At 73.5% G+C, this 22,077-nt stretch carries 22 protein-coding genes; 13 read left to right on the forward strand and 9 right to left on the reverse strand.

The window, feature by feature from the left end:
- Positions 1-11: 11 nt before the first annotated feature.
- A complete protein-coding gene (locus tag VFJ21_13365) occupies positions 12-1,319 on the forward strand; it encodes a zinc-dependent metalloprotease (protein ID HET7408106.1) in 1,308 nt (435 codons plus the stop codon).
- 19 nt (positions 1,320-1,338) lie between these two features.
- On the opposite strand, the gene VFJ21_13370 is transcribed toward VFJ21_13365, so the two are convergent.
- Together VFJ21_13370 and VFJ21_13375 are read right to left on the reverse strand one after the other, a co-directional pair.
- Complete coding sequence (locus tag VFJ21_13370) at positions 1,339-1,965, reverse strand: hypothetical protein (protein HET7408107.1); 627 nt, start codon at positions 1,963-1,965, stop codon at positions 1,339-1,341.
- Positions 1,962-2,513: a M48 family metallopeptidase gene (locus VFJ21_13375; GenBank protein HET7408108.1), complete on the reverse strand. Its 552-nt coding sequence runs from the start codon at positions 2,511-2,513 to the stop codon at positions 1,962-1,964. Before VFJ21_13375 ends, VFJ21_13370 begins: the two co-directional genes overlap by 4 nt.
- Before the next feature lie 513 nt (positions 2,514-3,026).
- Between VFJ21_13375 and VFJ21_13380 the strand changes: the two genes are divergently transcribed.
- The 3 genes from VFJ21_13380 (at position 3,027) to VFJ21_13390 (ending at position 5,942) form a co-directional block, all read left to right on the forward strand.
- The gene (locus VFJ21_13380; protein ID HET7408109.1) at positions 3,027-3,179 is read left to right on the forward strand and encodes a DUF5679 domain-containing protein; all 153 of its coding nucleotides are present in this window, start codon (positions 3,027-3,029) and stop codon (positions 3,177-3,179) included.
- Between the two features lie 188 nt (positions 3,180-3,367).
- Positions 3,368-4,495, forward strand: a complete 1,128-nt coding sequence (locus tag VFJ21_13385; protein ID HET7408110.1) for a ThiF family adenylyltransferase — start codon at positions 3,368-3,370, stop codon at positions 4,493-4,495.
- 7 nt (positions 4,496-4,502) lie between these two features.
- Positions 4,503-5,942 (forward strand): AarF/ABC1/UbiB kinase family protein, encoded by a 1,440-nt coding sequence (locus tag VFJ21_13390; protein ID HET7408111.1) that lies wholly within the window; start codon positions 4,503-4,505, stop codon positions 5,940-5,942.
- A gap of 10 nt (positions 5,943-5,952) precedes the next feature.
- Here VFJ21_13390 and VFJ21_13395 read toward each other — a convergent pair whose 3' ends face one another.
- The 3 genes from VFJ21_13395 to VFJ21_13405 are packed head-to-tail and all read right to left on the reverse strand — an operon-like array spanning position 5,953 to position 8,292.
- Positions 5,953-6,114 carry a hypothetical protein gene (locus VFJ21_13395; protein ID HET7408112.1) on the reverse strand — a complete coding sequence of 54 codons (162 nt, stop codon included), beginning with the start codon at positions 6,112-6,114 and terminating at the stop codon, positions 5,953-5,955.
- Positions 6,111-7,310, reverse strand: coding sequence for an MFS transporter (locus VFJ21_13400; protein HET7408113.1), 1,200 nt, complete (start codon positions 7,308-7,310; stop codon positions 6,111-6,113). Before VFJ21_13400 ends, VFJ21_13395 begins: the two co-directional genes overlap by 4 nt.
- A 55-nt stretch (positions 7,311-7,365) precedes the next feature.
- The gene (locus VFJ21_13405; protein ID HET7408114.1) at positions 7,366-8,292 is read right to left on the reverse strand and encodes an MBL fold metallo-hydrolase; all 927 of its coding nucleotides are present in this window, start codon (positions 8,290-8,292) and stop codon (positions 7,366-7,368) included.
- 82 nt (positions 8,293-8,374) lie between these two features.
- Between VFJ21_13405 and VFJ21_13410 the strand changes: the two genes are divergently transcribed.
- Positions 8,375-9,544 carry an amidohydrolase family protein gene (locus tag VFJ21_13410; protein HET7408115.1) on the forward strand — a complete coding sequence of 390 codons (1,170 nt, stop codon included), beginning with the start codon at positions 8,375-8,377 and terminating at the stop codon, positions 9,542-9,544.
- A 16-nt stretch (positions 9,545-9,560) separates the two neighbouring features.
- Here the strand turns inward: VFJ21_13410 and VFJ21_13415 are convergent, their stop codons facing one another.
- Positions 9,561-10,280, reverse strand: coding sequence for a L,D-transpeptidase (locus tag VFJ21_13415; GenBank protein HET7408116.1), 720 nt, complete (start codon positions 10,278-10,280; stop codon positions 9,561-9,563).
- A gap of 11 nt (positions 10,281-10,291) precedes the next feature.
- On the reverse strand, positions 10,292-10,849 hold the full coding sequence (locus VFJ21_13420) for a hypothetical protein (protein HET7408117.1): 558 nt from the start codon (positions 10,847-10,849) through the stop codon (positions 10,292-10,294).
- A 120-nt stretch (positions 10,850-10,969) separates the two neighbouring features.
- Here VFJ21_13420 and VFJ21_13425 point away from each other — a divergent pair, with 120 nt between their 5' ends.
- From VFJ21_13425 to VFJ21_13455, 7 genes are read left to right on the forward strand one after another with little or no spacing between them, the layout of a single operon-like run.
- A complete protein-coding gene (locus tag VFJ21_13425; GenBank protein ID HET7408118.1) occupies positions 10,970-11,965 on the forward strand; it encodes a sigma-70 family RNA polymerase sigma factor in 996 nt (331 codons plus the stop codon).
- A 49-nt stretch (positions 11,966-12,014) separates the two neighbouring features.
- A complete protein-coding gene (locus VFJ21_13430) occupies positions 12,015-13,241 on the forward strand; it encodes an efflux RND transporter periplasmic adaptor subunit (protein HET7408119.1) in 1,227 nt (408 codons plus the stop codon).
- 4 nt (positions 13,242-13,245) lie between these two features.
- Positions 13,246-13,971 carry an ABC transporter ATP-binding protein gene (locus VFJ21_13435; protein ID HET7408120.1) on the forward strand — a complete coding sequence of 242 codons (726 nt, stop codon included), beginning with the start codon at positions 13,246-13,248 and terminating at the stop codon, positions 13,969-13,971.
- Positions 13,968-15,188, forward strand: a complete 1,221-nt coding sequence (locus VFJ21_13440; GenBank protein ID HET7408121.1) for an ABC transporter permease — start codon at positions 13,968-13,970, stop codon at positions 15,186-15,188. The genes VFJ21_13435 and VFJ21_13440 overlap by 4 nt, the downstream gene beginning before the upstream one ends.
- Positions 15,189-15,202: 14 nt before the next feature.
- A complete protein-coding gene (locus VFJ21_13445) occupies positions 15,203-15,931 on the forward strand; it encodes a hypothetical protein (protein HET7408122.1) in 729 nt (242 codons plus the stop codon).
- A 3-nt stretch (positions 15,932-15,934) separates the two neighbouring features.
- Positions 15,935-17,365 carry an HlyD family efflux transporter periplasmic adaptor subunit gene (locus tag VFJ21_13450; protein HET7408123.1) on the forward strand — a complete coding sequence of 477 codons (1,431 nt, stop codon included), beginning with the start codon at positions 15,935-15,937 and terminating at the stop codon, positions 17,363-17,365.
- Between the two features lie 40 nt (positions 17,366-17,405).
- Complete coding sequence (locus VFJ21_13455; protein ID HET7408124.1) at positions 17,406-18,101, forward strand: hypothetical protein; 696 nt, start codon at positions 17,406-17,408, stop codon at positions 18,099-18,101.
- Between the two features lie 131 nt (positions 18,102-18,232).
- On the opposite strand, the gene VFJ21_13460 is transcribed toward VFJ21_13455, so the two are convergent.
- A complete protein-coding gene (locus tag VFJ21_13460) occupies positions 18,233-19,042 on the reverse strand; it encodes an alpha/beta fold hydrolase (GenBank protein ID HET7408125.1) in 810 nt (269 codons plus the stop codon).
- Between the two features lie 162 nt (positions 19,043-19,204).
- On the opposite strand from VFJ21_13460, the gene VFJ21_13465 reads away from it, so the two are divergent.
- Positions 19,205-19,894 (forward strand): response regulator transcription factor, encoded by a 690-nt coding sequence (locus tag VFJ21_13465; protein ID HET7408126.1) that lies wholly within the window; start codon positions 19,205-19,207, stop codon positions 19,892-19,894.
- Here VFJ21_13465 and VFJ21_13470 read toward each other — a convergent pair.
- Positions 19,864-22,053 carry an ATP-binding protein gene (locus VFJ21_13470; protein HET7408127.1) on the reverse strand — a complete coding sequence of 730 codons (2,190 nt, stop codon included), beginning with the start codon at positions 22,051-22,053 and terminating at the stop codon, positions 19,864-19,866. The two genes, VFJ21_13465 and VFJ21_13470, sit on opposite strands and share 31 nt — an antisense overlap.
- Positions 22,054-22,077: the final 24 nt, after the last annotated feature.

Genomic DNA, 22,077 nt, shown 5'->3' on the forward strand with positions numbered 1-22,077 from the left:
CCGTGGTCGAGGTGAGCAACCTGCCGTTCGGCTTCCAGCCCGGTCGCGGCGACGACGAGGGCGACGACAAGCCGGCCCAGCCGGCCGACCCGTTCGCCGCGATGTTCGGACCGGGCGGGGCACCCGACTTCGGCGAGGCCCTGCGCCGGCTCGGTGACCTGATGTCCGGGCAGAGCGGCCCGGTCAACTGGAAGGTCGCCCGCGACACCGCGTTGCAGGCGGCCGGTGCGGCCGATCCCGGGACGACCGCGGCCGACACCGCGGCGGTGACCGAGGCGATCCGGCTGGCCGACATGTGGCTCGACCCGCACACCTCGCTGCCCAGCGGGGTGAGCGCGACCGAGGCGTGGAGCCGACGGCGCTGGGTGGAGGCGACGCTCGACGCATGGGCGCAGCTGTGCGACCCGGTTGCCGCCCGGGTCGTCAGCGCGATGGGCGCCGCGCTGCCGGCGCAGATGCCGGAGGCCATGCAGGGCATGGCCGCCCCGCTGCTCGGGATGATGCAGCAGGTCGGCGGGCTGATGTTCGGCGCGCAGGTCGGGCAGGCCATCGGCTCGCTCGCCGCCGAGGTGGTGTCGTCGACCGACATCGGGCTGCCGCTCGGCCCGGCCGGGCGGGCGGCCCTGCTGCCGGCCAACGTGGCGGCGTTCGGCGAGGGGCTCGAGGTGCCGGCCGACCAGGTGCGGCTGTTCCTCGCCCTGCGCGAAGCGGCCCACCACCGGCTCTTCGGGCACGTGCCCTGGCTGCGCGGGCACCTCTTCGACTCCGTCGCGGCCTACGGCCGCGGCATCCAGGTCGACACCTCGGCCATGGAGAGCGCGCTGCGCGAGATCGACCCGCAGGACCCCGAGTCGTTGCAGCGGGCGCTGTCCGGCGGCATGTTCGAGCCGGAGAACACCCCCGAGCAGCAGGCCGCGCTCACCCGGCTCGAGACCGCGCTCGCGCTGGTCGAGGGCTGGGTCGACGAGGTGGTCGCCGACGCGGCCGGGCAGCTGCCCAGCGCGGCGGCACTGCGCGAGACCGTACGCCGCCGCCGGGCCACCGGCGGCCCGGCGGAGCAGACGTTCGCGACCCTCGTCGGGCTCGAGCTGCGGCCGCGCCGCCTGCGCGACGCGGCCGCCCTCTGGCGGGCCGTCACCGAGGCGCGCGGGGTCGAAGGCCGTGACGCGGTGTGGAGCCACCCCGACCTGTTGCCCGGCGCCGATGACCTGGACGACCCGACCGGCTTCGCGGCCCGGGCCGGCGCCGGGGCCGACATCGACATCTCCAGCCTCACCGACGGCACGCCACCTGCGGACACGGAGCAGAACGAGGGCTGACGTCGCCCGCCGGGCGACCTCAGCGACCGGACAGCAGGGCACGGGTGGCCTCCCAGCCCTCGAGGCCTGGATCCAGACGAGCGATGTCCTCCGGAGCGCGCAGCCTGCGCCAGCCCGGCCCGACGACGAGGGCGCCGGCCGCCGGCGCCGATGAGCGCAGCCGGTCGAGCGCGTCGGCGTCGTCCAGACCCACCCGGCTGTCGGCGAACCAGCCGGGCACCGGCAGCCGGCAGGCCATCGCGACCAGCCCGCCACCCTCGGCCGGGCACACCGCGACCCCGGCCGACGACAGGCCACTGAAGAGCTTGGCGACCAGCAGGCCCGGCAGGTCGGGCGCGTCGGCGGCGACCACCGCGGCCTCGTCGGCTCCCAGCCGGCCCAGGTCGGCGAGGACGCCGATCTCGACGGGCACACCGGCGGCTGTCCTCGGCACGGCCACCACAGGGGTCGAAGGCCACCCGGCCTTGGCCGACGACTCCACCAGCGACGGCGGCGCCGCGATCGCGGCCTCGACCTGCGCCAGCCGGTCGAGCAGCTCGAAGACGTCCTCGAGCATCGCCTCGGTGTAGCGCGCCGGATCCACGCCGGGCGGAGTGATCGACGGGTCGTCGGGTCGGGCCAGCACTGCCGCCATCCGCACGGTCATGCGTCGGACAGGTCGAGCCCCGCGGCCGCCGCGACGCCCTCCAGGTAGCCGCGCGCCCGCTCCAGCTGCGGGTAGCCGCGCAGCAGCGCCCAGAAGGCGGGTCCGTGTCCCGGCTCGAGCAGGTGCGCGAGCTCGTGCAGCAGGACATAGTCGACGACCCAGGCGGGCATGTCCTGCAATCGCTGCGAGAGCCGGATCGTGCGGTCGCCCGGGGTGCAGGATCCCCAGCGCGACTGCTGGTTGCCGACCCAGCGCACGCTCGCCGGCTCCGCCCTCCCACCGAGATAGGCCCGCGACAGCCGCCCCGCTCGGGCGAGCAGCTCGGCGTCGCCGGGTCGCCGGCGGGTCTCGCGCTGCGCGAGCCGCTCGACCATCAGCGCGACCCACCGGTCCTCCTCGGCGCGCGACATCCGCGCCGGCAGCAGGACCACGACACGCTCACCTCTGCGGTAGGCCGACACGGTCTTTCGGCGTCGCGCGCTGCGGACGATCTCGACCTCCGGCACACCGGCGCGGTCGGCCGTCGGAGGGGTGGGAGCAAGGGGCACGATCGGCACGCTAGGTCGGCGCCGCACGGGCGTCCAGCGTCGCCACGCAGCTTGGGGAAAGCCGCCGAGCGGCCGGGCGGGCGCGCGGTGCGGGAGCGAGCGAATCCGCAGGCCGACTAGTTTTCTTCCCCAGCCGGTGCACGACGTTCGCGCAGGTCAGAGCCCTAGGCAACCCGTTGTTCACAGGGTTGCCCACAGCGTTCTCCCGAGGCTGTCCACAGCGACATCCCGTCCCCTCCACACCCCGTCCCCAGGCCTGTCCACAGGGGCTCGAGGTCCGACGTTGACGGTCCCCGGACGGGCTCCTAGCGTCGTCGTCGACGGAGCCCCCGGAGTCCGGAAGTCCGCTCGCAAGGGGAAGGCGAGCGGCCGACCGGGTTTCGGGGGCTTCGTGATGCGCGGCCCGCTCAGGCGCGGCATGCGGCATCACACGCGTATTCACGGGTAGGGTGGCGCCCGGACCTGGCCAGTACCGGTGCCAGGCACCGGCGTAACCCACGAGGAGGGCACGCGATGGCTGACACCTATGAGGGCTACTGCGTGAAGTGCAAGGAGAAGCGGCAGTTCGAGGGGGAGGTCCGCGTCAGCGACTCAGGTCGTCGGATGGCGCAGGGCACCTGCCCGGTCTGCGGCACCAAGATGAACCGCATTCTCGGCAAGGCCTGACACAGCACTCCACTCGTTCGCGACGGGGCGGCACCTTCGGGGTGTCGCCCCGCGCTGCGTCTCCGGGCGGTGAGACACCTCCGGGGCTGTGGACGGCGGCAGCGGCCCACGCCGGAAGGCTGGCAGTCTCGCAAGCGCGGCACCTACGGCCGCCCTTGCCGCCAGCCTCCGGAGGTCCGATGCGACCGGTGCTCAAGCCTGCCCTGCGACGACTGTGGCGTGATGCCACCACCGTGCAGCTCGGGCTCGATCCCGACCGCGCGGTCGTCCTGGGTGGCTGCGACCGCTCGGTAGCCGCACTGCTCGAGGCGCTCGACGGCACTCGCGACCGCGTCCAGCTGCTGCTCGAAGCGGCCCGGCGGGGCATCGACCCGGCGCTGGTCGACGAGCTGCTGCTCGCGCTCTCCCGGGCCGGAGCCCTCGACGACGCGGCGCGCCCGCTGGGCGAGCTCGCCCTCCTCCAGCCGGTCGAGCGCGACCGGCTGGAGCCCGACCGTGTCGGGCTGTCACTGCGCTCGGGGCAGCCGGGCGCAGCGGTCGATGTCCTGACCCGGCGCCGCCGCAGCCACCTCGCCGTCATCGGCACCGGGCGCGTGGGTGCGCCGCTTGCCGCGCACCTCGCCACCGCGGGCGTCGGTGCCCTCACGCTGGTCGACCCGCGACCCACTCGGCCCGCCGACCTGGCGGCAGGGGGGCTCCCACCGACCGCCATCGGGCGGCCGCGCGCGATCGCCGCAGGCGACGCGATCCGCGAGTCCAGCCCCGCCACGCGGGTCGGCGACAGCGCGACGGTGCCGGCCTCCTGCGACCTCGTCGTGGTCACGGTCCCCGACCGGGAGCTCACCGACCTGCTGGTGCGCGACCGGCTGCCACACCTGTTCGTCGGGGTCCGCGGCGCGACGGCGGTCGTCGGGCCGCTCGTCCTGCCGGCCGTGACGTCCTGTGCGCGCTGCCACGACCTGATCCGGGCCGACCGCGACCCGGCCTGGCCGCGGCTCGCCGCACAGCTGCAGGCCCAGCCGGCCGACGGCGGCGAGGCCGCGGTGGCCGGGATCGCGGCGGCGATCGGGGCCGCCGCCGCCCTCGAGGCGCTCGCCACGCTCCAAGCACCCGACGCACCCGACGCTGCGGGCCGGCTCACCGACGCCACGCTCGAGCTCTCGCCGCCCGACTGGCGGCTGCGCAGGCGATCCTGGCGGCCCCATCCGGACTGCCCATGCGGCGCCGGAGGCGCGGCCGACGAGGAGCTCGCGGGCGCCGCGTCGTACGCCATTTTCCGTAGCCGGGCGGATATCGGCGACCCCGGCAGGCCATGATGAAGACGTGAGCGAACTCCCGCGCAAGGCCATCACCCGCAGCGCCAAGCTCGCCAGCCTGCCGCTCGGGGTGGCTGGGCGCGCGACCGTCGGGCTCGGCAAGCGCATCGGCGGCCGGCCCGCGGAGGTGGTCGCGAGCGAGCTGCAGGCCCGCACCGCCGAGCAGATCTTCCGGGTGCTCGGCGAGCTCAAGGGCGGCGCCATGAAGTTCGGGCAGGCGATGTCCGTGCTCGAGGCCGCGCTGCCGGAGGAGGTCGCCGGGCCCTACCGCGCCGCGCTCACCAAGCTCCAGGAGGCCGCCCCGCCGCTGCCGCCCGCCGCCGTGCACCGCGTGCTGGTCCAGCAGCTCGGCGAGGACTGGCGCGAGCTGTTCATGGAGTTCGACGACACCCCGGCCGCGGCCGCGTCGATCGGTCAGGTGCATCAGGCGGTCTGGCACGACGGGCGCGACGTCGCCGTCAAGGTGCAGTACCCCGGCGCCGGCAAGGCGCTGATGAGCGACCTCGACCAGCTCGCGCGGATGGCCCGGCTGTTCTCCATGATCTCCCCCGGGCTCGACATCAAGCCGCTGATCCGCGAGGTCAAGGCCCGTGTCGCCGAGGAGCTCGACTACGACCTGGAGGCCAGCGCGCAGTCGGCCTACGCCGCGGCCTACGACGGCGACCCCGACATCTTCGTGCCCGCCGTCGTCCACCACGCCGACCAGGTGCTGGTCACCGAGTGGATCAACGGCACGCCGCTTTCCAAGATCATCGCCAACGGCACGCAGGAGGAGCGCGACCGGGCCGGCCTGCTCTACGTGCGGTTCCTGTTCTCCGGGCCGGAGCGGTGCGGGCTCCTGCACGCCGACCCGCACCCCGGCAACTTCCGGATGCTGCACGACGGCCGGTTCGGCGTCATGGACTTCGGCGCCGTCAACCGGCTGCCCGACGGCATCCCCGAGCCGATCGGCCGGCTGATCCGGCTGGCGCTGTCCGGTGACGCGCAGGCGGTCTACGACGGGTTCGTCGAGGAGGGCTTCGTGCGGCCCGGCGTCGACATCGACCCGCAGGGCGTCTACGACTACCTGGAGCCGATGCTCGAGCCGGTCCGCGCCGCCAACTTCCAGTTCAGCCGGGCCTGGCTGCGCAAGGAGGGCGCACGCATCGCCGACCCGCGCTCGCCGGCGGCACAGCTCGGCCGCAAGCTCAACCTGCCGCCGACCTACATGCTCATCCACCGCGTGACGATCGGCGGCATCGGCATCCTCTGCCAGCTGGGCGCGCAGGGACCGTTCCGCGCCGAGATGGAGCGCTGGCTGCCTGGCTTCACCGACAAGCCGACCCGCAAGCGCAAGCCGAAGGTCCAGCCACCCGCGAACCTGCCGACCCCCGACGAGACCGCCGTCGTCGAGCCCGACGTCGCGCCACCGAAGCCCAAGCGCACCCGGCGCACACCGAAGGCCTGACCCGGCGCGCCTACCACCACTCGCTGTCGAGGCGCGCCTCGATGCTGCGCAGGTGCTCGCGGGTGCACGTGTCGCAGATCCACTGGCGACGGCCGCGCTCGGTCTGCACGGTCCAGGTCGGCGGCGGCTCGTCCTCGCGGCGGCCGCAGATCGCGCAGACGGCGTCGCTCACGACGTGACCACCGCCGGTCGCGTGCGCAGCGGCAGCAGCAGCAGGTACGCCGCGATGGCGACGGCGAGCGTCGCGACGAGCGCGGTCCGGTAGCCGCCCAGGTGGTCGATCAGGTAACCGGCGGCCGGCGGGCCGACCAGGGCGCCGATGCCGGCGCTGGTGTAGAGCGCGCCGAGGGTGCCGCCGAGTCCACGGGTGCCGAAGAGCGTCGCGGCCACCGACGGCGACAGCGCGATGAAGCCGCCGTAGCCGACACCCAGGACGATCGCGAAGACGACCAGCAGGCCGTAGCTGGTGACCACCAGCCAGATCGCGTAGCTGCACGCCATCGCCGCGACGCAGCCCCGGTAGGTGCGCACGTGCCCCCACCGGTCGGCCAGCGCCCCGAGTCCGAGGCGGCCCACCACGCTGGCCGCGCCGATGAACCCGACCAGCGCGGCCGCGGCCACCTTGCCGGCGCCGTGGTCGCGGGCGAACGGCGGCAGGTAGACGAACGGCACGAACAGCGCCAGCGAACCGAAGAACCCGGAGATGTAGAGCCAGCGGAAGTTCGCCGACCGGATCGTCTCGCGCAGCGGCACCGACTCGACCTCCGTCGCGTGCAGCGGCGGGCGGCTCGTCAGCAGGGCGCACACGACGAGGACGGCCGCACCGGCCAGGCCGAGCGCGACCTCCGTCGTACGCCATCCGAAGGAATCGATGAGCGCCGCGGCCAGGGGCGCGCCGACCAGCGTGCCGACGCCGATGCCGGCGACCGCGATGCCGACGGCGGTGCTGCGGCGGCGGTCGAACCAGTTGCCGACGACCGCGACCATCGGCACGTAGCCGCAGGCCACCCCGACGCCGACGCCGACGCCGTAGGTGATGTAGACGAGCCACAGGTGGTGGACGGCCGCCGTCACCACCATGCCGGCGCCCATTGCGACCGCGCCGACGAGCAGCACCGGCCGTGGTCCGAACCGGTCGACCGCGGCACCCGAGAGCGCGCCGAACTCGAAGTATAGGAATGCCGTGATGCCGAACACCGCCGACGTCGCGCTGTGCCCGCTGCCGAAGTCCTGCTGCATCGGGGTCAGGAACGCCCCGAAGCTGTAAGCCACGCCGAAGACCGTGAACATCGAGGCGAACGCCGTGGCGACCGCGGTCCAGGCCCGCGGGCCCTCCAGCCGCACCTCCCACCTCTCCGCCCCGACCATGGGTTGCACCGTAGCCGTCACGCGGCCGCGAGCGAGCCGGCGTGGGATGACCGGCTCAGGCGAGGCAGCGCAGCGGCCGGCCGCCGTTGTAGGTGATCATGTCGCCGAACGCCGCCGCGATGTCGATCGGTGAGCCGAGCGGCTCGCCCTCCAGCTCGGCGTAGGCGCGGTGCAGGTTGCCGACGATGCGCTCGCGGTCGTGCAGCTCGGCGTAGGGCCCGAGGTCGACCTCGCGGGCGGCGTCGAGCGGCGACAGGCCCGCGGCGTGCGCCTCCCCGGCCAGGTCGAGGACGAACTGCACGTAGGCCTCGACCAGGTCGATCGTCGAGGCGCCGCACACGGGGCCATGGCCCGGGACGATGGCGGCGGTGTCGTAGTCGCGCAGCCGCTGCAGAGCCACCAGCGCCCCGCGGACCGATCCCATGAGCAGGAACGGCGTGCCGCCGTCGAACAGCAGGTCACCGGCGAACAGCACCCGCTCCGCCGGCAGCCACGCGACCACGTCGCCGGTGGTGTGCGCGGGCGTGCCGATGTAGTGCAGCTGGATCTCCCGGTCGCCGGCGAACACGGTCAGCCGGTCGTCGAAGACGACCGACGGCGCGGTGATGCGCAGGTCGCCCCAGTCGACCGGCCCGAAGACCGGCTCCAGCCCGCCGATGTGCTGGGCGAGCACGCCGGTGCGGCAGTTGCGGTGGCCGACGATCGTCGCGTCGGCGAACAGGCAGTTGCCGTTGGTGTGGTCGCCGTGGTGGTGGGTGTTGACCAGCGTCGTGACCGGTTGCGACGTCACCCCGGCGATGGCGCCGAGCAGGGCGCGGGTGCGCCTCTCGGTCGACGTCGCGTCGATCGACGTCACCGCGTCGGTCCCGACGACGAAACCCGCGTTGTTGATCCACCAGCTGCCGTCGGGCTGCAGGTAGGCGTAGACGCCGTCGGCGACCTCGACGGTCTCCGGCGGCGGCAACGCGTCTCCCTCCGTCACCGGCCACACGCTAGCCACCAGGGCCCTATGGAGAAACGTCCGCGCATGGTGTGATCGGGCCAGCCGCATCGAGGAGGACGTCATGGCGTACGTCGAAGACCGGACAGTGCACGACGCCGACTCGCACATCTTCGAGCCGCAGGGCTACGCCGAGCACTACGCCGACCCGGGCATCCGCGACCGGCTGCGCGAGGCGCTGCACTCCGACCGCGGCGACCCGCTGACCGAGAAGGCGCTGGTGAAGCAGCGCGACCCGGAGTGGCGGCAGCACGACGCCGAGGAGATCCTGCTGCGCAAGAACCACGTCGCGCTCGGCGCGATCCTGCGCGAGGACCGGCCGGCGGCGCTGGACCACCTCGGGTTCGCCAGCCAGCTGGTGTTCACGACGACCTACCTGGGGCCGCTGCGGTCGTTCGCGGTCGGCGAGGATGCCGACCTGGCCTACGGTCTGGCCACCGGCCACAACCGCGGGATCGTCGACTTCTGCACGGTCGACCCGCGGCTGCTGCCCGTCTGCTTCGTGCCGTTCACCGACATCGAGCGGGCGGCCGACTGCGCCGCCGACGCGATCGCGATGGGCGCGGCCGCGCTGATGATCGCCTCCGACCCGCCCCGGCACCACTCCCCCAGCCACATCGGCTTCGACCGGGTGTGGGCGCAGGCCGAGGAGGCCGGCGTACCGATCCTGTTCCACGTCGGCGGCGAGAAGCCGATGAGCCCGGTCTACAAGGCCAACGGCCTGCCGCCGGTGCCCGACTTCCACGGCGGCGACACGAACTTCACGTCGGTGTCCTACCTGGCGATCCCCTACGCACCGATGCAGACGCTCGGCACGCTGATCTTCGACGGCGTCCTCGACCGGTTCCCGCGGCTGAAGTGGGGCCTGATCGAGCTCGGGGCGAGCTGGGTGCCGGGCTGGATGCACTCCATGGACTCGGCGGCCGAGGCGTTCCGGCGCAACGAGGAGCGCCTGCAGAACCTCAGCCTGAAGCCATCGGAGTTCGTGCAACGACAGGTGCGCGCGACGCCTTACCCGCACGAGCCGGCCGGGTGGATCGTCGAGCAGTGCGGTCCGCAGGTCGCGATGTTCTCCTCCGACTACCCGCACGTCGAGGGTGGGCGCAACCCGATGAAGCGGTTCGAGGCGAGCCTCGCCGGCCGCAGCGCCGAGGAGAAGCAGGCGTTCTTCTGCGACAACTTCGCCGACCTCATGGGGCCTGCGCTCGACCGGGTGCCACAGCCGGTCGGCTGATCCCCGGCGCGCCGACTCAGGCGTGCACGGTGACCGGCGTGCCCAGCGGCAGCGCAGACGCCAACTCGGTCGCCACCTGGTTGGAAACTCGCACGCAGCCGTGCGACACCGACTGACCGAGCAGCTGCGGCTGGTCGGTGCCGTGGATGCCGATCTCGGCGTCACCGCCGTCGAACGACGTCAGCGTCGGTGAGTAGCCGGACAGCCCGAGCGCGAACGGCCCGTAGGGCCCGTCGGGGTGAGCGGTACGCACAACGTCGGTGACGTAGAGCAGGCCGGTCGGTGTCGGGTCGGCGGACGTGCCGGTCGCGGTGATGGCGGTGAGCACGGCCTGCGCCCCCCGGTAGACCGTGAGCTGGTGCTGCGACAGGGCGACGTCGACACGAAAGTCGGTGCGGGTCAGCGACACCTGCGACATCGGCACCCATCCGTTGCTGCCCAGCGGCCGGATCGGCAGCAGCACGTGCAGCCAGCCGTGCTGCGCGCCGAGCACCAGCACGACCCGCTCGGAGCCGTAGGCCGTGCGCGGGCTCAACGTGATCGCGGGCCGCGCGGCTCCCGGCGCCCCGTAGATCGGCATCCCGCCGCTGCGGGGCGTCGCGATGTACGACGTGGTCGTGGCCGGGGCCACCGGGCCGGCGGCGACCGTCGTGATCGTCGACGTGGCACACCCACCAGTGGCGGCGGCGCACGCCGCCGCCACCAGCACGGCCAGCACCCGGCGAGGTAGCCGCACGCCGCCTACGCCTAGCCGGCGAAGTTCGGGTCCCCCGACACCGGGGTCGCGGGGGTTGCCGCAGGTGCGCTGTCGACCGACGTCTGGTCCGCCGTCGTCGTGGTCGCATCGCTGCTCGACGACGAGCCCCCGGTGGAGCTGTCGTCGGCCGACGGCGTGGACGAGGTGCAGCCGAGCTGGCTGCCCAACGTGCCGGCGACGTCGGCGGGCGGCGCCTGACCGGCGGTGCTGCTCGCGGTGCTCTGGACCGTGGTCACCGTGTCGACGGCGGTCCCGGCGACGGGTGCGGGCAGACCGCTGTCGGTGGTGCAGGTGCTCGCCGCGACGGCGTTCGGCGCCGCCGCACCTGCCGGCGCGGCAGGGGTCTGCGCGGCAGGAGCGCCGTCAGCAGGTGCGGCGGCCGCCGCGTCGTCGGCCGGCTGCTGCCGGTCGTGCCACGACTGGTGCCACGACGAGTCGCCGTGACCGCCCCAGGACAGCGCGGGTGCGGCGCCCAGCCCCGCGGTGACCGCGACGACTGCTGCGGCCGCACTCACGGCTCGGCGTAGGCCACGGGAGCCGGTGCTCATGCTGCCTCCTCGGAGCGGCGCCGCCCACGGACACCGACTCACCTCCTCTACGGACGAGCACCTCCCAACCCCCCGAGACTGATCCGCCGCAAAGGCCCACAATGCGGGCGGGAGGCGACCGTGACCGCTGTCGACGAGCGCAACAGCGACCGCACCTGGGCGGCGTTGCTGGCCGAGCGCGACGCCGCCGTGCGGGTCGCCGCGGCGCGCTGCAGGCAGCCCGACGACGCCGAGGACTGCGCGCACGACGCGCTGGTCCGCGCCGCGACGTTCCCGACGCTCGACCTCGACCGTGCGGGCCGGCTGCTGATGACGACGACGGCCCGCGTCACCGTCGACCTGCACCGGCGCGAGCAGGCCCGACTGCGGGCCGAGCTCGCAGCGGCCGCCCGGATGTTCGCGCAGGCCGGCTCGCCGGAGGACGACGTGTGCGACCGCGCGGAGGCCGGCTGGCTCGCGCGGCAGGTCGACGACCTCCCGTCGACCGAGCGCAGCGTGCTGCTCGCACGAGCAGCCGGGGAGACCACCCGGCAGACCGCCCAACGTCTCGGCCTGGCGGAAAAGACGGTGGAGAACGCGCTCGGCCGGGCGCGCTCGAAACTGACCCGACGCTGGCGGGAAACCCTGTCCGGCGTGCTGCTGCCGGTCGCCCTGGCGCGCAAGGCGTTCGGCGCGCACGCCGCAGTCAGCAGCACCGCGATGGCGCTGGCAGCCGCGACCGGGATGACCGTCGTCATCGTCGGTCAGGCGGCCGCGCCGACTTCCGCGGCACCGGTGCAGTCCCGACCGCTTACCACCGCGTCAATGCCTGCCGCGTCGAACCCGGGGTCTACCGCCGCCGCGGCAGTCCCGAGCCCGCCGGCCAAAGGCCCCGCCGCGCCACTCGTCGCGCCGACCGACGTCCCGACCGACGCGACCGCTACGAGCATGAACGGGTCCAACTGGTGGTGGCGTCCGTCCGACCGCGAAGACCACCAGCCCCAGCCCCCCGCGAGCAACGGCGACCTTAGGAACGTGCTGCCGACCCCGCCCACGCAACGGCATCACGGGCAGACGGACTGCCGCGGCTGGCTGCTCTGCCCGGGTGGCGACGCGGGCGGTTCGGCGTACCGCTGACGCGCGACACGTTCAGGAACACTTCAGGAAGCCGCGACACTGTCGTCGCGTGCGCAGGTGGCTCATCACGGGCGCGCTCGCGATCCTGCTCATCGCCGGGGGTGTCGTCTGGTCGGTGCAGGGGGGCAGCGCCTCGACGACGAAGTACCTCACCGCCATGGTTGCTCGCGGCACCGTCGCGCAGACCGTGGCGGCGGTCGGCACCGTGCAGCCGGCGACGACGCTGTCGCTGGACTTCTCCGGCGCGAGCCTGTCCTCGGGATCGGGGAGCGGCGGTAGCGGCAGCGGCGCGTCGGGGCGAAACGTCAGCAGCGGCGCCACCACGGTCACCTCGGTGACGGCTACCGCCGGTGAGCAGGTCTCCGCCGGCGTGACGCTGGCACGGCTCGACGACAGCGCGGCGCAGGCGCAGCTGGCCAGCGCCCAGGCACAGCTGGCAGCCGCGCAGGCCCGTGTCGCAGCCGAGCCGGCCGGCACGAGCGGCGCGACCGCGGACGCCGACGCCGCCTCGGTCGCGCAGGCCGAGCAGCAGGTGCAGTCCGCCCGGTCCGCCGTCGACGCGACCGTGCTCAAGGCCCCGGTCGACGGCACGATCACCGCCGTCAACCTGACCGCCGGGCTGCCGCCGACGTCGCCGGCCATCACGATGAGCTCGGGCGCTCTCGGCGTGGTCGCGGCCGTCTCCGAGGACGACATCGTCGACCTGCAGCCCGGGCAGAAGGCGACGGTCACGTTCCCCGCGCTGGCGACGTCGACGACCGGGACCGTGGGCGCACTGCCGAGCGCGGCGACCACGTCGACGACCGGGTCCGGGTCGGGCGCGGTGACGTTCCCGGTCACGGTGAACCTGCCGCAGCCGCCGGCACACCTGCTCCCCGGCATGAGCGCGCAGATCAGCATCGTCATCAGCGAGCGCGACAACGTGCTCGAGGTGCCGACGTCGGCGATCCAGGGCAGCACCGACGCGCCGACCGTGCAGGTCATGGCCGACGGGCGGCCCGACAGCCGGCCGGTCGAGATCGGGTTGTCGACCAACGGGATGACCGAGGTGATCTCGGGTCTGGCCGCCGGGGACGTGGTCGTCACCGGCGTGGTCAACCCGACGAGCACGACGACGGTCACGCCGGGCAGCGGCATCGGCGGCGGTCTCGGCGGAACGGGCGGCGGCTTCCGCGCGCGGCTGGGCGGGACGGGCGGTGGGGGCTTCGGAGGCTTCCGCGGCGGGGGCGGCGGGGGCACCGGCGGCGCGGGTGGTGCCGGCGGCACCGGTGGCTGACCCGGTGGCTGACCGGGTGACCGGTCCGGAGCAGGCCCGCGTGCTGCTCGACATCCGCGACGTGACCCGGGTCTACCGGCTGGGCGCCAACGAGGTCTGGGCACTGCGCGGGGTGACTTTCGCCGTGGGCGTCGGGGAGAACGTCGCAATCATGGGCCCTTCCGGCTCCGGCAAGTCGACGCTGCTGCACATCCTCGGCCTGCTCGACCGACCGTCGGGGGGCTCCTACTCATTCCTCGGCGTACCGACGTCGACGCTGTCCGACGACAACCAGGCACGGCTGCGCAACCGGGCGATCGGGTTCGTCTTCCAGAGCTTCAACCTGGTGGCGGGTGAGTCGGCGCTCGACAACGTCGCCGCTCCTCTGGTCTACGCCGGCGTCAAGCGGCGGGAGCGACTCGAGCGCGCGGCGGCGGCGCTGCAGCGCGTCGGCCTCGGCGACCGAATGCGGCACGACCCGTCGCAGCTTTCGGGCGGCCAGCGCCAGCGGGTGGCGATCGCGCGCGCACTCGTCACCGATCCCCCGCTGCTGCTCGCGGACGAGCCCACCGGCAACCTCGACTCGTCGGCCAGCCGCGAGATCCTCCACGTGCTGCACGAGCTGCACGCCCGCGGGCTGACCGTCATCACGATCACGCACGACGCCGACATCGCCGCGCAGGCGCAGCGGGTGCTGCACATCGCGGACGGGCGAGTCGTCGCCGAGGACCTCGCCGGGGCACTGCGGTGAGCTATCTGGAGGCGTTGCGGCTGGCGCTGCGCCGGCTGCGCAGCAACCGGCTCCGCACGGCACTCACCGCCCTCGGCGTCATCATCGGCGTCGGGGCGCTGGTCGCCCTGCTCGCCGTCGGGCAGGGCACGAAGCAGCAGCTGACGAGCCGCATCGCGAGCCTCGGCACGAACCTGCTGAACGTCTCGGCCGGTGCGTCGTTCAGCGGAGGGGTTCGCGGCGCCGCCGGCTCGGCATCGACATTGACGGTGGACGACGCCGATGCGCTCGCCAGGCTGCCCGGGGTCGCCGCGGTCGCGCCCGAGATGCAGGTGGGCGACGTGCTGGTCGTCGACGGTCGCAGCAACACGACGACCTCGATGACCGGCACCACGGCGGCCGAGGCGAAGGTGCGCAACTACGCCGTGCAGGCCGGCACGTTCCTGACCGCCATCGACGTCACGAAGGGACTGCGCGTCGCGGTCCTCGGGCCGTCGACCGTCACCACGCTCGGCAGCACACCTGACGAGATCGTCGGCTCGACGATCGACATCGACGGCATCCCGTTCCGCGTCATCGGCGTGACCCAGCCCAAGGGCGGTGGCAACGGCTTCACCGACCCGGACGACTTCATCTTCACGCCGGTGACCGCGGTGCAGTCGCGGTTCACCGGTGCCGCCTCGTTGCGCGCGATCGGCGTCTCCGTCACCGACCCGAGCCGGCTGAGCTACGTCTCCAGCGCCATCACGGCAGCGCTGCGCACGCGGCACCAGCTCGCCCCCAGCGCGAGCGACGACTTCACGCTGGCCAGCCAGGACCAGCTGCTCGCAGTCGCCGACGCGCAGTCGTCGACGCTGCAGCACTTCCTCATCGGCATAGCGGTCATCGCCATGGTCATCGGCGGCATCGGCATCGCCAACACGATGCTGGTGTCCGTCCGCGAACGGGTCCGCGAGATCGGTACCCGCAAGGCCATCGGGGCCAGGCGCCGCGACATCGGCCGGCAGTTCCTCGCCGAGGCCGTCATCGTCAGCCTCGGCGGCGCCCTGGTCGGTGTCGTCGTCGGCGTCGTCGCGACCGGGCCGGTCGGCCACGCCGTCAACGTCACCGCCACGCCGTCGCTCGACGGCATCGGGTTGGCATTCGTCTCCGCGCTGGTCGTCGGCGTCGTCGCGGGCTACTGGCCCGCCCGGCAGGCGGCCCGGCTGGATCCCGTCGAAGCCCTTCGTTACGAGTAGCCAGGAGTTCCGCCATGACCATGCCACCCGACTCCGGCGCGCCGGCCGCAGCCGCAGGTCCGCAGCTGCCCGACCTGTCCGACCTCATCGCCAATCCCGGCAAGCCACCGCGCGACCCCGCCGGTTCCGCGCGCTCGAAGCTGTACGCCGGAGGCGCGGTCGCCGGACTCGTGCTCCTGGGCGCCGGCTTCGCGCTCGGTCACGTGACCGCGAGCGGCGGCCCGGCCACGCTGGCCGCCGCGGTGCAGGACGCCCAGGCCGGCAAGCTGCCGTGCGGGACGCCGAGCACGACGTCGACCCAGGCCACGACGGCCGCGGGCCCCGGCGGCTTGCGCGGAGGCGGCGCGTCGTTCATCGTCGCCCGCCTCTGCCAGGCGGGCCAGAACGGCGGCGGCTTCGGCTCCGGCTCCGGCGCCGCAGGGGGCACCGGCGGCACTGCGGTGGGCGGGGGCGGCGGCTTCGCCGGTCGGGCCGGCGGGCTCGGCCGACTGTTCGGACCGGGCGCGGTCAACGGCACGATCACGTCGCTGACGTCGACGAGCATGACGCTGCAGACCCGGGGTGGCAGCGTCACCGTGGCCCTGCCGGCATCGGCCACGGTCACCAAGACGACCGCCGGCTCGCTCAAGGACCTGGGCTCCGGCATGGACGTCATCGTCAGCACCAGCCAGGACAGCAGCGGCAACCGCACCGCCACGTCGATCTTCCTGCTGCCGCCGGCAGCAGGCGGCCAGAACGGCTGACCAATGACGGCGGCGGCGAGCAGGCGTGTCACGGCGGCTCAGGCCGGGGTGCTGCTCGTCGCCGCACTGGTCGCGGCGCTGATCGCGAGCGCCCGCGGCAGCAGTGCCGCCACCCCGGTGCGTTACGAGACCGTCGCCGTAACGACCGGCGCAGTGACCGATCGGATCTCGGCGACCGGAAGCGTCGCGGCGCAGGCGACCGTCGACCTGGCCTTCGGCACGACGGGCCAGCGGGTGACCGCGGTCGACGTGCATCCCGGTCAGACCGTCGCGAAGGGCCAGCTGCTGGCCACCGTCGACGACACGGCCGCGACGCTGCAGGTCGCCACCGCGCAGGCAGAGCTGACCCTGGCGACCGCTCAGGCGTCGACGACGTCGGCCGCTGGCACGGGCACCGCGCCGGCCGACGCCACCGCCGGCGGATCAGCAGGCGGTTCCGCACCGTCCGGATCGCCGCCCGCCGGGTCCGCGCCGAGGACGTCCTGTACGACGACCACCACGAACGTCGAGCCGGCACCGGCGACCGGCCGCACCGGCACGTCGGCAGGCAGCACCAGCGGGCAGCCGGTCGCGAGCCACTCGCCGCGACCGACGCCCGGCCCCACGGAGTCGACGACGCCTACGCCGACGACCGCGCCGACGGGGCCGACGGCCACGAGCGGGCCGTCGACCGGTTCAAGTCCGTCCGCGCCATCGCGGCACCCGACGGACGGCGTCACCACGACCAAGACCTGCACAACCACGAGCGGCGGCCGGTCCACCCAGACGTCCGGCAGCTCGACCTCCGCCGCCCGTAGCACCGGGTCGAGCGGCGGAACGGGGGGCGGTGGCGGCGGCGCGACCTCGATCAACGACGCGCAGGAGCAGCTGACAGCGGCGCAAGCGACACTGGCCGGCACCAAGCTGCTCGCGCCGCAACCGGGCGTCATCACCGCGGTCGACCTCGTCGTCGGCGCGCTCCCGGGCACGCCGGCCGTGGAGCTGCGCACCACGGGGCTCGCCGTGCAGGTGCTCGTGCAGGAGCAGGACGCGCCGTACGTGCAAGCCGGGCAGAACGTGCAGCTGACGTTCAGCGCTCTCGGCCTGTCGGGCAGCGGGACCGTCGTCGCCCCTCCGCTGGAGCCGCAGACCGGCTCCGGGCTCGCCAGTTCAGTAGTGAGCTACCCGGTGACGGTGTCGATCGTCGACCCGCCCCCGGCGCTGCTGCCGGGCATGTCGGTCTCGGCCACGTGGACGGCTGCGACCCGCGACCAGGTGCTCACCGTCCCGACGAGCGCGATCCAGAGCGGTGACGCGGGCTACGTCGTACGCGTGCTCGACAACGGCAGTCCCGTCACCCGTCCCGTCACGGTCGGGCTGTCGGACTCCTCGCTGACGGAGGTGACCGGTGGGCTGTCTCCGGGGGACCAAGTGGTGACCGGCGTACGCGCGTGAATCCACGGTTTTCGCGCGCATCCTCGGTTTACTGAAGGGCGTGCGGGGCGGGGACGAAGCGACGACATCGGTCGAGAGCAGGCCGTCGTGGCGCCGGATCAGCCGGGGTGAGAACCGGCTGCCGGTCATGCTCGCAGTGCTGGCCGCGGTCGCCCTGCAGATCCTGCTGCCGGACAAGCTCGCGCTGAAGCCGCACTACCTGCTGCCCGCGCTCGAGCTCGCCCTGCTGGCGTTGCTCACCTCGCTGAACCCGGTCTACCTCGACCGGCGCCACCCCCTCGCCCGGCACGCGAGCATCGGCCTCACGGCGCTCGTCACGCTGGCGAACATGATCTCGGCAGCGCTGCTGATCGAGCAGATCCTCAACGGCCGGGTGGGTGGGGACGCGAAGGGGCTGCTCGGCAGCGGCGCCGCGATCTACCTCACCAACGTCATCGCTTTTGCCTTGTGGTATTGGGAAATAGACCAGGGCGGCCCGTTCGAGCGCGCGGCCGGCGGCCACGACGCACCGGACTTCCTGTTCCCGCAGATGGCCACCGCGGAGCTCGCCGAGGCCGACTGGAAGCCGATGTTCACCGACTACCTCTACGTGAGCTACACGAACGTCGTGGCCTTCAGCCCGACCGACACGATGCCGCTGACCCGCACCGCGAAGCTGCTGATGCTCGCCCAGTCGGCCGTGGCGGTCTGCGTCGTCGCGCTGGTCGTCGCGCGCGCGGTCAACGTCCTGCACTGAGGCTGGTGCTTCACCCTCGACGCGATCGGGGGTCTTCGGCGTGTCCGCCGGCGTCGCCAGCCGAAGCCCGTGAGGTGTCGCCTGGACCGGCGTGGGCGCCCGCCCCGGCTCGCCGTCTGCCGCGAACCCGGTTAGGAAGCGCGCTGGAGGAAGTCGCCGACGACGGCATTCCAGCGCTCGGGTTGCTCGAAGTACGGCGAATGGCCCGCGTCGGCGATGACCTCCACCCGCGCGCCGGGCACCTTTGCCGACGTCCGTTCGATCCAGTCCGGGGGGAAGATGTCGTCGTCCGCGCCGACGACGAACAGCACCGGGCAGCCGATCGCCGCGACCTGCTCGTCGGTGAAGAGCACCTCGCTCAGTCCCAGCGTCGCGCTGGCCGGCGGCTGCTCGTCCGCGGCCAGGCCGGACCGGCCGATCTGCTGGTAGAGAAACGCGCGGTCCGGATGCTGCTCGGCGAACCGATCACTCAGCGCCGGGTGGTATCCGACGACCGGCTGCGGCCGGCGCGGCAGCCCGACGCGCTCGAGCCACTCGCGCACGGAGATGCCGGCCAGGCTGTCCGCGATGACCAGACTGCGCACTCTTTCCGGGGCAGCCAGTGTGGCCCCCATGGCGGCCCAGCCACCCATCGACTGGCCGACCACATGCGCCCGTGGCGCCCCGACCGCGTCGAGGATGCGGACGAGGTCGCGTGCCGCCGACCGGGGGTTCGCATCGTCGTTCCTGTTCGTGGACGCGCCGAACCCGCGCTGGTCCCACGTCACGACGCGGTAGGTGCGGGCGAAGTGCGGCACCTGCTGGAACCACACCGTGCGGTTGCCGCCCGCTCCGTGGCCCAGCACCAGGACATCGGCGTCAGGCGGTCCGGAAACCTCGTAGTAGATGGACTCGCCGTCGCTGTCGCAGCTACCGATCGACCAGGGAATGTCGCTGGGCATGAGGGCTTCCTATCGCAAAGCACCGTGGTCCGGGACGCGACGAGTGGATCGCCCAGCGGCGCGGTCCGCGTTCGGGAGGCTGACGGGTACGCCGACGGCATGACAGCCATCCCCGCCACGCAGCGAGCACGCCTTCCGCCCGTCTGCGCCAGGATTCCTGGCATGGACAGCGCAGCAGCGCCACTACGGGTCCTGATCGCCGAGGACGCCTACATCGCCCGCGAGGGCACCCGGCGCCTCCTCGAGGAGCAGGCCGGGGTGGAGGTCGTCGGTGTGGCCGGGAACTACGAGGAGGTGCTCGCGGCAGCACGGCAGCTGCACCCAGACGCCGTGCTGATGGACGTGAAGATGCCGCCGACGTACTCGATGGAGGGCATCGAGGCCGCTCACGTGATCAAGCGTGAGCGACCGGAGACCGGGATTGTGGTGCTGTCCCAGCACGACGACGAGGAATACGTGTGGGCACTGCTGAAGAACGGCGTCGACGGTTACGGCTACCTGCACAAGGTGCGAGTCGGCGACGCCGACCAGCTGCTCCGCGCGCTCCGCGAGGTCGCGGCCGGCGGTTCAGCGCTGGACCCGAGGATCGTAGAGACGCTCCTGCAGCGACGGGCACGCAAACCCGGGTCCCGGCTCGCGACGCTCACGCCGAGCGAGCTGCAGGTCCTCGAGCTGATGGCGGCGGGGCGGTCCAACCAGGCGATCGCCGACGAGCTCTACCTGTCGGTCGGCGCGGTGGAGAAGCGCATCGCGACGGTGTTCGGGAAGCTGGGCGTCGGCCCCGAGCCGGAGCTGAACCGGCGGGTCGCCGCGGTGCTGATCTACCTGCGGGAGTCGGCCGGCACCGGCTGAGCCGGCCGCCGCGGATCCGACCCGAGCGGGATCGCCGCGCTCACCCGCGTGCCCTGCCCCACCGTGCTGTGCACGGCGAGCGTGCCGCCGACGGCCGCCATCCGGTCGCGCATGTTCTGCAGGCCGCTGCCGCCGCCGCCACGTGCGGCGAAGCCCGGGCCCGCGTCGACGACCTCCAGCGACACGGTCTCGCCCTCGGCGTGCAGCCACACCGCGATCGACGCGCCGTCGGCGTGCTTGTAGGCGTTCGTGAGTCCCTCGAGCGCGACAAAGTACAGCGCGGCCTCGGCCTCCCGGTCCAGCCGCCGGCCGAGCAGCGCGTCGTCGACCTCGATGCAGACAGTGACCGGCATTCGCGCGGCCTGCGTCCGCAGCGCCGCCGCCAGCCCCTGATCGCTCAACACGCTCGGGTAGATGCCGCGGCCTAGCTCCTGCAGGGCGAACACCGCGTCCTCGGCCTCCGCCGCCAGAGCCGCGAGCTGCGGCGCGCCTTCACCGGCCGCCCGGTGCAGCCGGGCCACCAGCGCGACCAGTTGCTGCTGGACACCGTCGTGCAGGTTGCGCTCGATGCGACGGCGTTCCTCGTCTTGCGCGCTGACCAGCCGCTGCCGGGAGCGCGCCAGCTCCACCGCCTGCTCCTCGATCTGGGCGAGCCGCTCGCGCAGCTGCGCCTCCAGGCGCAGGTTGCGCAGCCGCATCGCGCACTCCCGACCGAGCATCTCCAGCAACTCGAAGTCCCCGGCGCGCAGCCGGTCACCACGACGCCCGCCACAGGCCAGCAGCCCCACGAGATCCTCACCCGCAACGAGCGGAACGACCGCCTCCGGTGGGGCCGGCCACAGCGGGTCGAGCTCACGCATCGGCGGCCCATCGAGGACGGCGGTGTGCGCGTCGTGCAGCGTCGCAACCGTCGGGTCGGAGAGGGCGACTGCCTCCGTCGGTGTGGCGCCGCTGAGGCCGAGAGGACGCAACGTCGTAGCCACCGGTGAGGTCGCGAGCAGCCACAACCCGGCCCACTCCACCTGCAGGCCGCGGCGAATTCCCTCGCAGACAAGAGGGCCGAGCCGGTCGAGGTCGGCGGCGCGCAGCGTCTCCCACACGCCGGACAGCAGCACGTAGGGCCGCGTCCGGTGCCGATAGACCAGCCGCTCGGCGGTCGCCTCCAGTCGCCGGCGAGCGGGGTGGAACACGACCGTCACGAGCAGCGCGATCGCGACCGCAGTCGCGGCGTCACGGCCACCCACGAGCAGCCCCGCCGCCAGCGCCGGGACCAGCAGCAGCGCGGACAAGGCGGCCCACAGCACGGCGTACACGAGCGTGCGCGAAACGACGAGGTCGATGTCCCACAGCCGGTAGCGCAGCATCGCGACGGTCGCGCCGATCATCGGCAGCGGCTGGGTAGCGATGCTGAACGCGAGGCCGAGATTGCCGAACGCGCTGCCCCGGGTCACCAGCGTGGCGCCGACGATCTGCATGACGATCGTGGTCGCTGACGCGTAGAGCAGCCACCGGACCTGCTCGCGCAGCACGGCGTCCCCGCGCCGGAAGCGCTGCACCAGGTCGCCGAGCGCGACCAGTGGCAGCAGCAGCACCAGATCGGAGGCGCTGGCAGCCCCCGGCCACGCACCCGCGAACGGGCCGCCCGCCCCAGGCGGCACCGCCGTCCCCTTGTAGAAGTCGAACACCCGGTCCGCCGGCCCGACCAGCCACACGACGGCGCTGACCGCGACGCAGAACGCGAGCGACGCGACGAAGACCGCGCGCCACCGCCGGCTGCCGATGCGCCCCTCCGGGAACCACAGGATGAACAGCACCCACGCCGCGACGAGCACGCGGGAGAACGCCACGACCGCGAACGCAGCCTGCGCCGCGAGGTGCGGGATCGGGTGCGCGGCGCCGTAGTCGAGTGCGCTCGCGGCCAGACTGCCCAGGCCGAAACCGAGGCCGGTGACCGTCAGCAGCGGGCCGATGCGCTGCGCCGGCCGGTGCAGCCGGATCAGGCCGCCGAGTGCACCGACCGACATCGCCAGCACGACCGGCCCGAGGCTGCGCGCGCGGATCCCGCCGGCCAGCAGCTGCAGGGCGAGCGCCGCCGCCAGCAACGTGGCGACGGCCAGCACGGGTGCAGCAAGGCGCGCACGCCGCCCGACCCGCAACATCGGCTGATCGTCAGCGGCGCCCGC

It is taken from the genome of Mycobacteriales bacterium, assembly GCA_035690485.1.
In the GTDB taxonomy this organism is placed as follows: Bacteria; Actinomycetota; Actinomycetes; order JAFAQI01; family DASSKL01; genus DASSKL01.